Source organism: Endozoicomonas sp. G2_2, assembly GCF_017744135.1.
In the GTDB taxonomy this organism is placed as follows: Bacteria; Pseudomonadota; Gammaproteobacteria; order Nevskiales; family Salinisphaeraceae; genus Salinisphaera.
Genome location: NZ_JAGHQU010000005.1, coordinates 259,225 through 272,998, shown reverse-complemented (window position 1 = coordinate 272,998; position 13,774 = coordinate 259,225). Strand labels below are relative to the sequence as shown.

Genomic DNA, 13,774 nt, shown 5'->3' with positions numbered 1-13,774 from the left:
GGCGCTATCGCCCGCCGATCGTGTATAGCCCGTGGCTGGCGTGGGTTTCCGGCTCCCACAGGGCCAGCGCGTCGTCGATGGCGTCGCGCTCGATCAACGGCGCGCGTCGCGTGGCTGCGGTGACGAAGGCGGTCTCGATCACGCGGATCAACGCCCGGGTGTTGCCGCGCCACGGGCAGTTGCATACCGCCTGCCACGCGGCATGCGTGAGGCCGGCCGGCGCCTGCCAGGTGGTCGCGCGGCGACGCATGTTGTCGAGCGTGACCGCCAGCACGGCGACGAGATCCTCGCGCCGCACGGCCAGATCGGGCAGATGCAGCACCTGCGCCGCGAGGCGCGCGTGCTCGTCCATGTTAACCGCCGAGATCAACGTCTCCCAGTTGCGGTTGGATGCGAACACGAGCGCGCATTCCAGCGGCCGCTTGGCGGAGGCGCCATAAGGCAGATACTGGCCCGAATCGAGCACTTCCATCACCGAACCCGACACGCCGTGGGACTCGTCCAGAAAGCACACACCCTCGCGCGCGTGCGAAAAGGCGCCGGTACGCGAACCCGCACCGGCAAACGCGCCCGAGACATGGCCACACAGCAGCGACTTCATCGCTGCCTTGTCGTCGGTAGACTCGGCCGACAGGTTCACGGTGACGAAATTTCCCCGCTGCCGGCAGAGGTAGTAGTAGTACGCGAGCGATGTCTTGCCCGCGCCCGGCCCGCCGAGCAGATAGATGCGCTCGACGTTGTTTTCCGCCAGCTCGGTAAGATAGTTGAGCAGCCCGCGCAACTCCGGACTCAGGCAGAAGAAATACTTGTACTCGCGCGTCTCGACTTCCACCGATACCGGCATGGCGATGATGTTGGTCTCGTATACCGGCTCGAGATATGCCTCGAGCCGCGAGATCACCACACTCGGGTCGCGATCGACCAGCAGGCGCAGGCCATGAACCGCATCGTCACGCGCGGCGCGGGCCAGCCAGCCGCCAAAGGCCGTGAGATGGTCCGGCGACAGGCCGACCACCAGAACCGGCAGCCCGTCGTCGCGCCTTTCGCGCTGAGCGCGCACGGCGCGGGCGAGCGCATCCAGCGTTTCGAGATCGGGATAAAGCGCAAACACGGCATCGACATCGGGCACCTGCCCGACCGGCGCGACCAGCGGCGTACAGGCCCGCGGCGCGACGGCATCGACGATGCGCTCCTGAATCGCCTCGTTCTGCGCCAGACGCGATTCCACATGCACCGCCACCCGGCGCCGCGCCGGTCTGGCGCTGTCGATCTGATTATTCTTTCGAGCGCCGAACATGGCGTTTACTCCCGGCAACTGCGCCCCCTGGGCGATCGTATCCTGCCCCATGCGCACTGACGAGAGCCGCACGGCGCCCAGACGGTTTCGGCCCATCGCAGGGCTCGCGCGGGCCGGATTGCTCCTGCTGCTGGTCTGTATCGGCGGCTGCGGCGTGAGCGATAGCCCGACCGCGCGTTTCGACGATTATCTGAGCCGACTCGCCCGCACGCTGGACCGCGACATCCCAGCCGCGCCGGCAGCGCCGCGTGTGGGCTATCCGGCCCGTCGCACGCTGCTACAGCCGGTGGATACGCCGCGCACCGGCTGGATCGGCTTCTTCCAGTTGCACCGCTGCGGCGTGATGAACCTGGTCTCGAAGCGCAACAGCATTCTCGGGCGCGTCGCCCCGCCACAGGCGCGGCTCGCCTACGAATCGAAACTGCTAGCCGGCCTGGTGGACTGCCGGCAGCGCCTCGGCGCCCAGGCGGACGGCGTCGACCCGGAATTTCTCGACCGCCTCGATACGCTGATCGCGCGCAAGAGCGCCAGTCGCGCCGCGACGCTCTGGAACAACACCTGGGCAAGCGAACCGATGACCCACCTGTTCAGCGTCGCCGGCAGTGATGCCGGCCTGCAGCCCACGCTGGCCGGGCAGGCGAGCCGCCAGGCGCTGGCCCGGCTCGCCGATCGAAGCGCGGCCATAGGCGACGGACAGGCGGTCGAACGCGAGGCGCTCGCTTCAGCCTATGAAACCCTCGACACGGTCGAATACGGCGGCGCACTGCAGATCGCGGCGGCCGAGGCCAGCCGCGCACTGGAACAGGCCACCGCGCTCATCGATGCCCGCCTCGCCGACCGTCCGCTTTGCTTCAATCAACGCCCCAATCGACGCGCAAAGATACTGCGGACCATCCTGCTGGATATCTACGGCCAGCGCGTGCAGCCCTATCTCGCCGATCTGGTGCGCGCCGGGCGACTGTGGCGACAAGCCACGGATCGGCTCATTGCGGTACAGACGGCGACGCTGCCGGCCACGTTTACGGCCTATCGGCGCGACACGCTGTCTGAAAACACGGGGGTTTGGGCCCGCCTGAGCAAGGCGCTCGACGCCCATACGCAACGCTGGCAGGACGCCCTCGGCGCCTGCAATCTCATGCCGGGCACGCCGGCACCGGAGCGTTAGCGCCGATCCCGCCCGATCGCCCGCTCGGCGGGCTGAATGGCGCGCTCGGGGCGCTCGATGGCGCGCCCGTGATCACGGCGATCGCGATACGAGCCGCGATATCGATCGTGATCATGACGATAGGGGTTGGCATACCCGTTGATCCGCGGCGCCGCGGGCGCACCGTAGCGCCCATAGGCGCCGGGCCCGTAGCGTTCGATTACGCGGCCCTGCCGGCCATCGTGGCGATCCCCGCGATAGCTTGGCCCGTACGCATAACCGCCGCGACGACGATCATCATGGTGGTGGCCGCGATGCCGGTACTGCGGGTACACCGGCTGCACCGGGGTTCGATACTCTTCGTAGCGAAAGCCGCTCGACGGGCCGAAGACCTGTGTCCGGCGACGACTGTCGTAACTGCCGAACGGCGTCGACCGTTGCTGCTGCTCGATAATCACGATGCCGGAGTTGTCGGCGGCCAGTGCGGGGCCTGCGCCGAGCAGCGCGGTCGAGACAATGACGAACAGTCCGATGAAATGCTTCAGCGCGCGTGTGTGCATCGACATGGCAGACCTCCTCGCGGGCAATGCCCACTTTTTCAACAGTCTCGGCTCACGGGCGTGAATACGGCATGAATGGCCGCGACCGCACGTCGACCCGGGGACCAGAATTAAGCAGACGTTCAGGGCTTCGGGCCTAGCGTTTGCGCTATAGCTACGGGGACCACGCCATGACATCAGACATCTTCAAAGCCTGTCGGCGACCGCTGATCGCGGCGTTGCTGAGCGGCCTGTTCTTCGTGACCGGCTGCGCCAGCAACCCGAAACCGCAGGTCGACCCGATCTTCCAGGCCGTGCCCGGCGGTCAGTACGACTGCTATTACCAGTCGGATGACCGCAACGTCGCCGTGAAGGGCGCAACGAGCACCGCCGGCCAAGCAGTCATCGGCGGCGCCGCCGGCGGTCTGCTGGGCAACCAGTTCGGCAGCGGTTCCGGGCGCGATATCGCCACGGGTGTCGGCGCGCTGGCCGGTGCCGGCGCGGGCGCCTGGAATGCGCGCCGCATGGAAAACAACCGACTGAACAACTGTCTGCAGCGCCAGAATACCTATCAGGGCGGTTATCAGCCGGCCAATCAGAGCGGCTACTAGCCCGCCGCGGCCGACCGGAATCGTTTTCCATGCTATCCCGCGACCCCATGCGCTCCCGCCCCATGCGTCTGCTGGCGACTGCCGCCTGCATGACAGCGCTCGCCGTCGGCGCGCCGGCATTCGCTCAGCTCGACGGCAATGCGCTGCGCTCGCCATTGGCAGAAAGTGCTGGCCCGGGCAAACAGCGCCCCCGCGAGGCGGCGGCACGCGAGAGCCGGCCGAAGCCCAATGTCGCGCCCGGCGAAGCCGCCCGGCGCGCCTCGCGCGAATATGGCGGGCGTGTTCTCAATGTCGTGCTGGAAGACGGTCCGGGCGGCCCGTACTATCGGGTCAAACTGCTCGACGGCGGGCGCGTGCGCGTGGTGCACGTCGAAGCCCGCCACTGACATCTTCGCCAAGCGGCGATCCACACAACCGCATTCGTAGGACAACCCATGCGAGCACTGGTCATCGAGGACGACGTCGATCTGCGCGAGCAGGTGTGCGCACAGCTGCGCAGTGACGGGTTCGCGGTCGATGCCACCGGCGAAGGCGAGGAAGGCCTGTTCTTCGCCTGCGAGTACCCGATCGATATCGCGATCATCGATCTGGGCCTGCCCGGCCCGACCGGCCTCGACATCATCCGCGAGGTCCGCGAAGCCGGCCTCGACTACCCGATCCTCATCCTGACCGCGCGCAGCCGCTGGCAGGACAAGGTCGAAGGCCTGGAGACCGGCGCGGACGACTATGTGGTCAAGCCGTTTCAGCCGGAAGAACTGACCGCCCGCATCCAGGCGCTGGTACGCCGCTCGCGCGGCTGGGCGCAGCCGAAGCTGGAGTCGGGCGACATCGTGCTCGACACCGCCCGTCAGGAGGTCTTCGTGGCCGACGAGCCGGTAGAGCTCACCGCCTACGAATACCGCGTGCTCGAGCATCTGATGCTGCACGCCGGCGAGGTCGTGTCCAAGACCGCGCTCACGGAACACATCTACGAGGAGAACGCCGAGCGCGACTCCAACGTCATCGAGGTGTTCGTGCGCCGCTTGCGCGCCAAGCTCGACCCCGAAGGCACGCGCAAACCGATCGAGACCCTGCGTGGCCGCGGCTATCGCCTGTCGCGCGGGCTGTCCTCGCGTGAGGCCGATACCGCCGGCAGCACGGGCGCAACGGACTCGTGATGAACTCGCTGCGGGCGCGGCTGCTGGCCGCGACCGCGGTTCTTCTGCTGGCCTTCATCGTGCTGACCGGCGTCGCGCTGGAAACCGCCGTGAGCGAGCGCGCCGACCAGGCCGAGCACGACCGCCTTCAGGGGCTGAGCTATGCGCTGCTCGGCAGTGCCGAGATCACCGACGACGGCGGCTTCAAGCTTGCCCCGCGGGTACTGCCCGAATCGGACCTTACCCGCCCGGACTCCGGCCTCTACGCACTCGTGCTCGACGAGGACGGCGAAACGGTGTGGCGCTCGCCGTCGCTGCTCGATCCAATCGAACTCGACACCGTGCCCGCGGTGGGCGAATGGCAGTTCATGCGTGTCTATCCCGAGCAAGGCACGCTGATCACGCTTTCGTTCGGCTTCCGGTGGGTCACCGATGCCGGCAAGGATTATCGCTATACGCTCGTCGTCGCCGAGGACGCGAGTACCTTCGTCAAGCAGATGCAGCGTTTTCGCGGCGTGCTGTGGGCGCTGCTGAGCGCATCGGCGCTGGTGTTGCTGGTTGTGGAGCTGCTCATTCTGCGCTGGGGGCTCGCGCCGCTGCGCCGGCTCGCGCGTAACCTGGCCACCCTCCAGGCGCATGAAAAGCGGCGTATCGAAGGCCGCTACCCGGACGAGATCCAGCCGCTCGTGAGCAATCTCAACACCATGCTCTCCAACGATCAGGCACGGCTGACCCGCTATCGCAACGCGCTTGGCGACCTGGCACACAGCCTGAAGACGCCGATGGCGGTACTGCGCGGCCTCGCCGAGGACGAGCGTCTGGAGGAAAACCAGCGCCGGCCGCTGCGCAATCAGCTGGCACGCATGAACGACATCCTCGACTACCAGCTGCAAAAGGCTGCCGCGGCCGGCAAGCGCAGCCTGACGGCATCGATCGCGATCGCGCCGATCGCCGAAAAGCTGGGGCGGGCGCTGACCAAGGTCTATGCGGAAAGCGGCACGCGTTTTCGGGTCCATATCGCGCCCGAGGTGAAGGCGCCGATCGACGAAGGCGATCTCACCGAGCTGCTCGGCACGCTCATGGACAACGCGGCCAAATACGGCAACGGCGAGGTGGACGTTCGCGCCGAAACCCACGACGGCGACCTGCACCTGCAGATCGACGACAACGGCCAGGGCTTTGGCGACGGCTCGACCGAACGCCTGCTGGAGCGCGGCGTGCGCGCCGATACCAGCCGCGAGGGCCAGGGCCTCGGCCTGGCGGTGGCTGCCGAAATCGTGCGCTCCTATACCGGCGAGATCACGCTCACGCACTGCGAACAGGGCGGCGCGCGGGTCGCCATCGTACTGCCGGCCGGGTGATACGATCGATTCCGTGCCATCACGAACCCCCGCCGCGGCCCACGGCTTGCCCGGCGCCGCGACTGCCCCAACGGTTACACGACCCGCGGCGACGTGGCGCCCGCACGCCTGAACCGCCGGGCCGCTGCGGCGGCTTCATCTATCGAACACGACACACGACCCATGAAAAACACCGAAAGCGCACGAGCCCTCGACCCGGAAAAGCTCGACCCGGAAGCACTCGACCCGAAGACCTATCACCGCGTGATCGGCCCGGCGCTCAAGGCTGCGGCCGACATCGCCGCCAAGCGCGGCCACCCGACGCTGCATGACGACATGCCGGCGATGCTCGCGCTGGTCGACATGGTCACGCGCCTGACCGATCTGTTCATCGAGCATTATCCCAAGGCAGCCCGGGACGAGCCGATGCTCGAGAATGCCGCCACCGGCGCCTGCGTCATGGTCTTTCAACAGGCCAAGATGCCGGCCGACGCGATCGGCCAGTGCCTGGCTGCGCTCGAGACCGCCTATCGCCAGCTTTACGAACACGACGTAATCGACGACGCGCGCCCGTTCATCGCCATGGCGTGGGAACATCTGGACGACGACCAGCGCGACGAGGCCGCCCAATGCCTCCAGCAGGCTTCGGAGCGCGTGATCGCCGCAATCGAGGCCTGGCAGACGCAGGTGCACTAACCATGGGCCGTCTTGCCAGCGCGCTGCGTACCGGCCTGCTCGCGACAACCCTGATCGGGCTGTCGGGCTGCGTGGTCATCTCGCCGTTCGGCGGCCAAGATGACCAGTTGCGCGAGACGACGGTTCAGGGTGAAGGCGACAGCAAGATCCTCTGGCTGCCGATTTCCGGCTTCATCTCGGATGCGCCGGGACGCCAGGCCTTCGGCCTGGTACAGCAGCCGTCGACGCTGGCCAGCGTAACCCGCGCGCTCGACAAGGCGGCGCAGGACGACGATATCGGCGCCGTGGTGCTGCGTATCAACAGCCCCGGCGGCACGGTGTCCGCAGCCGACGAGATCCACGCTCGTATTCAGCGCTACCACGAAACGACGGGCGTACCGGTGATCGCGAGCTTCGGCGGCGTGGCGGCGTCGGGCGGCTACTACGTGGCCATGGCCGCCGATACGATCATCGCCCAGCCGACCTCCATCACGGGCTCGATCGGCGTGATCATTCCGGGCGTGAATGCCAAAGGCCTGCTCGACAAGCTCGGCGTCGAGGACGCCAGCTACGTCAGCGCGCCGCACAAGGACATTATGTCGCCGCTGCGCGACGCCACGCCCGAGGAGCGCAGAATCGTGCAGGACGTGATCGATTCGCTGTTCGCGCGCTTCGTGGCCGTCGTCGAGGCCGGACGGCCGGGCCTGGACCCGGCACAACTCGATACCGTCACCGACGGCCGTATCGTCGCCGCCGACGACGCCAGACGTCTCGGGCTGATCGACGAAATCGGGCATATCGACGATGTGCTGACGCTGGCACGGGCCAAGGCCGGCGTGGACGAGGCCCGCGTCATCCGCTACTACCGCGGCGCCCGCGCGCCACGCTCGATTCTTGCCGAAGCCGCCGCCGGCAGCGGCCTGAGCCTGAGTGCTGCGGGCGTTCCTATCGATCTGTCGATCGACAGCAACGCCGGCACTGCCACCCAACCGCTCTATCTCTGGCAGCCGCCCGCGTCGCGCTAGCGGCTCGGACATCTAGCCGGCGGCAGCCGTGCTGGCGCTGTCGCCGGCCTGCGCCTCGGCGCCATCCTCGAGATGCGGCAGCGACGTCAGATGGGCGATCGACTGGCGCAGGTCCGGGCCCAGCAACTGCAGGGCGTGTTCGGCGACATCGCGCAGCGCGGCGTCGATATGCAACTTGTTGCCCTGCTGTTGCAGCAGGCCGACACGCACCAGCGTCTGCAGATGGTTGCGGAACAGGCGCGAATCGAAGAACTCGGGGCTGTTGCGACCGGTGAGAATGGCCATGCGCTCGGCCATGAGCTGGCACTGGCGCTCGAAGCGGCCGCGTTCCACGCAGCCGGACTCGAGATTGTGGCTGAGCAGCATCGCGGTCATCGCATAGCGCTCGAGCGCTTCGCGCATGATCCGTGACAGGCTCATGAGGGCGGCGAAGGCGTTACTGCCCGCTTGCGGCCGCCGCAACTGGCCGGACTCGTCGGTCAGCAGAAAACCACAGTCGAGCAGCCCGTCGATCGCGCCGTCCAGGGCCGCGCGCGCTTCGTCCGGCCGCCAGCGCAGGAACAGTTCCGAAGCCAGCAGCGGGTAGAGCTCGACGGCATCGTCGAGCACCCGCGCGCGATCGCGATGTTCGAAATGGGCAAAGAAATTGGCCACCAGCGACGGCAGCGCGAACAGGTGCATGACGTTGTTGCGCGTGTAGGTCAGCAGCACGGCCTGGCGCGACTCCACGGTCAGCACATCGCCCCAGGCGTGCGGCACACGGATCAGGCGCATCAACGGCTCGGCTTCGGCGAGCAGCTTGCGCCCGTCGGTTTCGGCCGGCGCGGTGGCGTCGCGCGAATAGGGGCTGTGGCGGGCCAGCTGGGCGAGCAGCGCCAGCGTGCCCACCATCTCGTCTTCGGCAACCGCCTTCTGCGGGCTGCCAAGCAGCACGAGCGAGGCGAGCCCGGTGGCATTGAGCGTGGCCGTGGCGTTGATACCCTCCATTACCCGCTCGGCCAGCGACGAGACGAAATCCTGCAGCCAGCGGGGCCGCGCATCCATGTCGAGGCTGCGCATCTGCTCGCGCCAGTCCGGCAGGTGCGCATCCGCATAGGCCTGAAGATCGATGGGTTCGCCGAAGGAAACGAACACGCGCCCGTACTTGCGCTTGAGCACCTTGGTGGAGCCACGCACCAGATCGCCCATGGACTCGCCTTTCTTCGGGCGCGTGCCGCGCAGCTCGTCGAAGTACTTGTTGACCTCCATGACGCGGTCGTAACCGATATAGACCGGCACGATCGCCGCCGGCGCGCCCTTGCCGCCGAGCGCGCTGGTCACCGCCATCGACAGCATGCCGGTCTTGGGCGACAGCAGCCGCCCGGTCCGGCTGCGCCCGCCTTCGGGATAGAACTTCATCGGCTGGCCGCGCTGGATGAGCACGTCCACATAGGCACGGAACACGGCGGTATAGAGCCGGTCGCCCTTGAAGCTGCGCCGCAGATAGAACGCCCCGCAGCGACGCAGCAGCGCCCCGACCGGCCAGAAGTTGAGATTCACCCCGGCCGCGATCTGCGGCAGCGCCAGCCCTTCCTGGTAGAGGATGTAGGACACCAGCAGGTAGTCCATATGGCTGCGATGCGAGGGCAGATAGATCACCTCGCGGCGGTCATGCGTGGTCGCGCGGAGGCGGGCGAGATGGCGCACATCCACGCCGTCATAGATGCGATGCCACAGCCAGGTGAGCACGCGCAGCATGAAGCCGATGGCGATGTTCGAATAGTCGGCCGCGATCTCGTTGGCATAGTCGCGCGCCCGGGCACGCGCCGCCGAGACGGTCACGTTTTCGCGGCGCGCCGCGGCTTCGATGCTGTGTTGCACGTCCGGATCGGCCAGCAGGGAATTGATCAGCTGGCTGCGCCGCGACAGGGCCGGACCGAGGGTGGCCGCGCGCTGGCGGCGAAAGTGAATGCGCAGCACGCGCACCAGCTTGCGCACCATGGTATCGGGCGCGGCGCCCTCGTCGAGAAAACCGCGGTAGTCGAGCGGCTGGCCGAAGTGCACCAGCGTATTGCGGCCGTTGGCGAGCACGATCAGCAGTTTGCGCAGCCGGCCGGTGCGTTCGCTGTCGGCGAACAGGATCCGGAACAACGACGTTTCCTTGACCGGGTTACGCCCCCAGAACACCGACACGGGCACCATCTGCACGTCGAAGTTCTTGTCGTGCAGGCCGCGCGAGACGATACGCTGCAGCTCCGAACGCTCGCGGCTACGCCCCACGGGCAGCGCGAGCACCACCGCACGCTGCATGCTCGGCATGCGGTTGCCGGCCAGCTGCGGGCGCGGCAGGCCATGCTCGGCACAGACCGCCTCAAGCGCCAGCCAGTCCATGACGCTTGCGACCGGCAGCACGTAGCACAGCGGTTTGTCGGCCGCGAGCGAGATCTCCTCGAGGTCGGACGGCGAGGCGTGGGTGTTGATCCATGCCCGCAGCGGCCAGCGCAGCAGCGGCATGAACAGCATGAGAAAGCGCAACAGAAAACGCATGGCCTTTTCCTCTCGCGACCTGTCAGCCGGAACGCACGAAAAAGCGCACGATCTCGCGGGTACGTTCGCCGATGGCCCGTGCGACACGCTCGACCAGTCCCTGTTCCGCCAGCAGCGCCCGATCCGCCCCGGTGGCCAGTGACGGTGCAAAGCGAACCCGGAGCTTGGCCAGCGCGCTTTCGTCGGCGCCCACGAACTGGGCGAACACCCAGTTCCAGGGCAGATTCCAGGCCCGGCCACGACAGACCCGCGCCACGAAATCGACGATGTAGGGCACGCCGTCGTCGCTCACCAGCATGTTGCTCGGTGCACGCAGATCGCAGTGGGCCACGCCGCGCGCGTGCATCGCCGCCACCAGCGCGTCGAGGCGCTCGTAGGCGATCTCCGGCGGCTTCGCCTGCGGCCAGGGCGTGGCCGGCAGGTACTCGATGAGCACGCCGCGCGCATCCAGCTGGCGATACAGCTTCGGAATGCCGGTGATGCCGGCCAGACGACGCAGGGCGCTCGCCTCGCGCCAGATCAGCACCGGCGCGATGATGCGCCCGAACCAGCCCGGCGTGCGGGCATAGTCCTTGAACACCGCCTGTGCATCGCCGTAGACGACGAGCGCGACCTCCGGTTCGGTGCGCCCGCCCGTCTTGTAGTAGCGACGCGCATGCGCATGCAGCTGCGCCCGGGTCAGCCCCCGAAGCGCCTGCAGATCGGTCCGATCATGGGGCATGCAGTTCCTGGGCTAGGCGCCGCCGTCGTCGTCGCTGTCGTCGCCGTACATGCGCTCGGGCGGCACGTTGCCGTCGTAGACGTCCTTGAGCCGGTTCTCGAGATAGTAGCCGCGCATGAACGCATAGGGATCGAACTGTTGCGCCAGCGTTTCCTCGAAGCCGAGCAGGCTGGCGCGGTAGTTGATCAGTTCCAGCGCGCGCAGACTCCAGACGATGTAGTCGTAATCTTCATCCACATATGTGAACGGATAGAAGAACTGGTCGCCCAGACGACCGGTCAGATCGCGGCCGGTGCTCGGGCCGAGAAACGGCAGCACCAGATAGGGTCCCTGTCCGAGCCCCCAGTAGCCGAGCGTCTGACCGAGATCCTCGTCCACTTCCGCCACGCCCACGGCACTGGCAACGTCGAACAGCCCGACGACGCCGGCGGTGGTATTCACCATGAAACGCCCCAGCGAGGTGTTGAACGAGCCCCACTTGAGCTGCAACGCGCTGTTGGCCATGTTGATCGGCTCCCGCGCGTTGTCGAAGAAATTGCCGACGCTGCGCTGCACCGGGTCCGGCGTGATCGTGTCGTAGCCGCGGGCCACGGGCTGAAGCACGTACCGATCGGCGGTGTCGTTGAACTTGTACACCGCCCGGTTGACCGGCTCGATCGGGTCCCAGGGCTCGGACGGCGGACTGTGCACACAGCCACCAAGCACGAGCAGCGCGAACAGCCCCGGAATCGAAAGCAGCGGGGACGGCAACAGTTTCATCATGGTTATCCTCGAGATATGGGCGCGCCGGCAGGCGCTACTTGCGGCCGCGATAATGGCCGAGCAGCTCGCTCAGCGAATGCTGCGGCGTGAAATCGAAGGTACGCGCAAATAGCCCGCCGTCGATGATCACCGCATACTTGAAGAAATCGATCAGATAATCCGGTGGCGCATAGCGGCCCAGCGCCCGTACCGACCGGCGCGCCAGCGACGGCGGCACCGAGGGCAGGAAAAGCCGCCGGCAACCGGCCAGCTGCAGCGCATCCTGATACGCCACGTAATCCTCAGGCGCGACATTGTATACGCCCGGCCGGTTACGCTCGAATGACCGCAACACCGCCGCGGCCATGTCCTCGACATGAATGAACTGCATCAGCGGCGAGAAACCGAACAGACACGGCGCCACCGACTGCGACAGCATCCGGCTGATCTCGTTGTTGATGCCCGGCCCGGCGATGTTGCAGGGCCGCAGAATCGCGATGTTCAACTCCGGGTGCTTGTAGAGATGGATGTTGAACAGGTTTTCCAGCTCCACCGCGTCCACGATCTCGGGCATGAGATTGGCCGCGCGCATCGGATACTCCTCGTCGATCAGCGAGGGGTTGCGCGCGTCCGCACCGTAGACGTGATACGTCGACAACGCGATCACCTGCTCCACGCCGTACTTGCGCGCCAGACGCAGCAGGCGGGCCGTGCCGACCACGTTCGCCGAATAACGGCGATTGCGTGTCGACTGGGTGAAGCGGATACGCCCGAGGTGGATGATGCCCATGAAACCGTGCTCGCGGAACACGTCCTCGAAGGGCCGGGTGTTGAAATCCACTACGTAGTCGACGGTATCGGGGTAATCGGTCTGCAGACCGCGGAATTCGACGCCGACGACCTCGTAGTTTTCCTTGAGCAGCGCGATCACATGCTGGGCGAGCGCGCCCGCGGCGCCGGTGACCAGCACCTTGCCGCGCGTGTCGCTGCCGATACCGTGCGCCTTCGGGCGCGACCGCGTGTTGCGGCCCCGGCTCTGGCGCCGCGCCGGCGTCTTGCGCCGCGGGGTGGCGCTTTCCTGGGTGCTGTTGGCCGTTTCGTCGATATCGCTTTTGTTCTCGGTCGACTCGGTCATCAAAAAATACTCTTGCGCTGGGCAATGCCGGTATCGATCAGGTCCCGGATGGCGTCCTTGACCTCTTCCACGCGCCATTCCACATCGCGCTCGTTGCGCGCATCGTTGGCGAAATGCATGGGCTTGCCGAAGTTCAGAAACACCCGCGCCGGCAGCGGCACCAGCGGCGCGAGCGGGAAATACGGCATTCCCAGCATGCGCGCCAGCGGCTTGATATCCACAAGCGAGGGCATCGTCTCCTCACAGCCGACGACACCCACCGGCACGATCGGCGTGTTGTGCTCCATGGCCAGATGCATGAAGCCGTGGCCGAAACGCTGCAACTGATAGCGCAGCCGATATGGCTTGCCGGAACCGCGGATGCCTTCCGGAAACACGACGATGGCCTCTTCGCGCTCGAGCATCTTGGCGCAGTTCTTCGGATCGCCGATCACGCCGCCGACCGAGTTCATCCAGTTGCCCAGAAACGGCACCGACGGAAACCAGCGCTCGATCATGGAGCGCGGCAGGCGCGCGTTCTCGGCCTTGTTGGCGACCGAGAAACTCACCATCACCCCGTCCATCGGCAACTGACCGCTGTGGTTGCCGATGATCAGCAGCCGCCCTTCGCCGGGAATGTTGTCGAGCCCGTTTGCCTGCACCCGGAAATAGTTCTGGTAGAGCCAGCGCACCGCCGTGAAGGTGATCTTGGCGGTATCGGGATTCAGCCCCCAGGGGTCGTAGCCCTGGGTGCCGATGTTGTGCTTGGGCAGCGCATCGACGAGCCGATCCACGTCCCGACCGACCGTACGGGGCTTGAGAAACTGCCGAGTGCGCATAGAACTCCTCGCACGGCGCGTCCGTCGGTTCTGGGGCGGGCGCGCCTTTGGTTTTACACTGCAGCC

The 13,774-nt window shown here is 66.8% G+C and carries 14 protein-coding genes; 7 read left to right on the top strand and 7 right to left on the bottom strand.

Annotated elements, in window-relative coordinates; translation table 11 throughout:
* Window positions 1-4: 4 nt before the first annotated feature.
* Window positions 5-1,297 carry a sigma 54-interacting transcriptional regulator gene (locus tag J7355_RS08395; RefSeq protein WP_209061618.1) on the bottom strand — a complete coding sequence of 431 codons (1,293 nt, stop codon included), beginning with the start codon at window positions 1,295-1,297 and terminating at the stop codon, window positions 5-7.
* A 49-nt stretch (window positions 1,298-1,346) separates the two neighbouring features.
* Here J7355_RS08395 and J7355_RS08390 point away from each other — a divergent pair, with 49 nt between their 5' ends.
* On the top strand, window positions 1,347-2,462 hold the full coding sequence (locus tag J7355_RS08390; protein ID WP_209061616.1) for a DUF3080 family protein: 1,116 nt from the start codon (window positions 1,347-1,349) through the stop codon (window positions 2,460-2,462).
* Here the strand turns inward: J7355_RS08390 and J7355_RS08385 are convergent.
* Complete coding sequence (locus J7355_RS08385; protein ID WP_209061615.1) at window positions 2,459-3,007, bottom strand: hypothetical protein; 549 nt, start codon at window positions 3,005-3,007, stop codon at window positions 2,459-2,461. The two genes, J7355_RS08390 and J7355_RS08385, sit on opposite strands and share 4 nt — an antisense overlap.
* Window positions 3,008-3,171: 164 nt before the next feature.
* On the opposite strand from J7355_RS08385, the gene J7355_RS08380 reads away from it, so the two are divergent.
* The 6 genes from J7355_RS08380 to sppA all read left to right on the top strand — a co-directional run bounded on the left by J7355_RS08380 (window position 3,172) and on the right by sppA (window position 7,767).
* Complete coding sequence (locus J7355_RS08380) at window positions 3,172-3,591, top strand: glycine zipper 2TM domain-containing protein (protein WP_209061613.1); 420 nt, start codon at window positions 3,172-3,174, stop codon at window positions 3,589-3,591.
* Window positions 3,592-3,653: 62 nt separating this feature from the next.
* Window positions 3,654-3,977, top strand: coding sequence for a PepSY domain-containing protein (locus J7355_RS08375; protein WP_209061612.1), 324 nt, complete (start codon window positions 3,654-3,656; stop codon window positions 3,975-3,977).
* A 48-nt stretch (window positions 3,978-4,025) separates the two neighbouring features.
* Window positions 4,026-4,748, top strand: coding sequence for a response regulator transcription factor (locus J7355_RS08370; RefSeq protein ID WP_209061611.1), 723 nt, complete (start codon window positions 4,026-4,028; stop codon window positions 4,746-4,748).
* Window positions 4,748-6,088, top strand: coding sequence for an ATP-binding protein (locus J7355_RS08365; protein ID WP_209061610.1), 1,341 nt, complete (start codon window positions 4,748-4,750; stop codon window positions 6,086-6,088). The genes J7355_RS08370 and J7355_RS08365 overlap by 1 nt, the downstream gene beginning before the upstream one ends.
* Before the next feature lie 162 nt (window positions 6,089-6,250).
* Complete coding sequence (locus tag J7355_RS08360) at window positions 6,251-6,763, top strand: hypothetical protein (RefSeq protein ID WP_209061609.1); 513 nt, start codon at window positions 6,251-6,253, stop codon at window positions 6,761-6,763.
* Window positions 6,764-6,765: 2 nt separating this feature from the next.
* Entirely contained in the window at window positions 6,766-7,767 is a 1,002-nt protein-coding gene (sppA, locus tag J7355_RS08355; protein ID WP_209061608.1) for a signal peptide peptidase SppA, read from the top strand.
* Between the two features lie 12 nt (window positions 7,768-7,779).
* Here the strand turns inward: sppA and plsB are convergent, their stop codons facing one another.
* The 5 genes from plsB to J7355_RS08330 are packed head-to-tail and all read right to left on the bottom strand — an operon-like array spanning window position 7,780 to window position 13,708.
* Window positions 7,780-10,293: a glycerol-3-phosphate 1-O-acyltransferase PlsB gene (gene plsB / locus J7355_RS08350; RefSeq protein WP_209061606.1), complete on the bottom strand. Its 2,514-nt coding sequence runs from the start codon at window positions 10,291-10,293 to the stop codon at window positions 7,780-7,782.
* 22 nt (window positions 10,294-10,315) lie between these two features.
* Complete coding sequence (locus J7355_RS08345; protein ID WP_209061605.1) at window positions 10,316-11,014, bottom strand: hypothetical protein; 699 nt, start codon at window positions 11,012-11,014, stop codon at window positions 10,316-10,318.
* Between the two features lie 12 nt (window positions 11,015-11,026).
* Window positions 11,027-11,773: a VacJ family lipoprotein gene (locus tag J7355_RS08340; RefSeq protein WP_209061604.1), complete on the bottom strand. Its 747-nt coding sequence runs from the start codon at window positions 11,771-11,773 to the stop codon at window positions 11,027-11,029.
* A 37-nt stretch (window positions 11,774-11,810) separates the two neighbouring features.
* A complete protein-coding gene (locus tag J7355_RS08335) occupies window positions 11,811-12,890 on the bottom strand; it encodes an NAD-dependent epimerase/dehydratase family protein (protein WP_209061603.1) in 1,080 nt (359 codons plus the stop codon).
* Entirely contained in the window at window positions 12,890-13,708 is an 819-nt protein-coding gene (locus J7355_RS08330) for a lysophospholipid acyltransferase family protein (RefSeq protein ID WP_209061602.1), read from the bottom strand. The genes J7355_RS08335 and J7355_RS08330 overlap by 1 nt, the downstream gene beginning before the upstream one ends.
* Window positions 13,709-13,774: the final 66 nt, after the last annotated feature.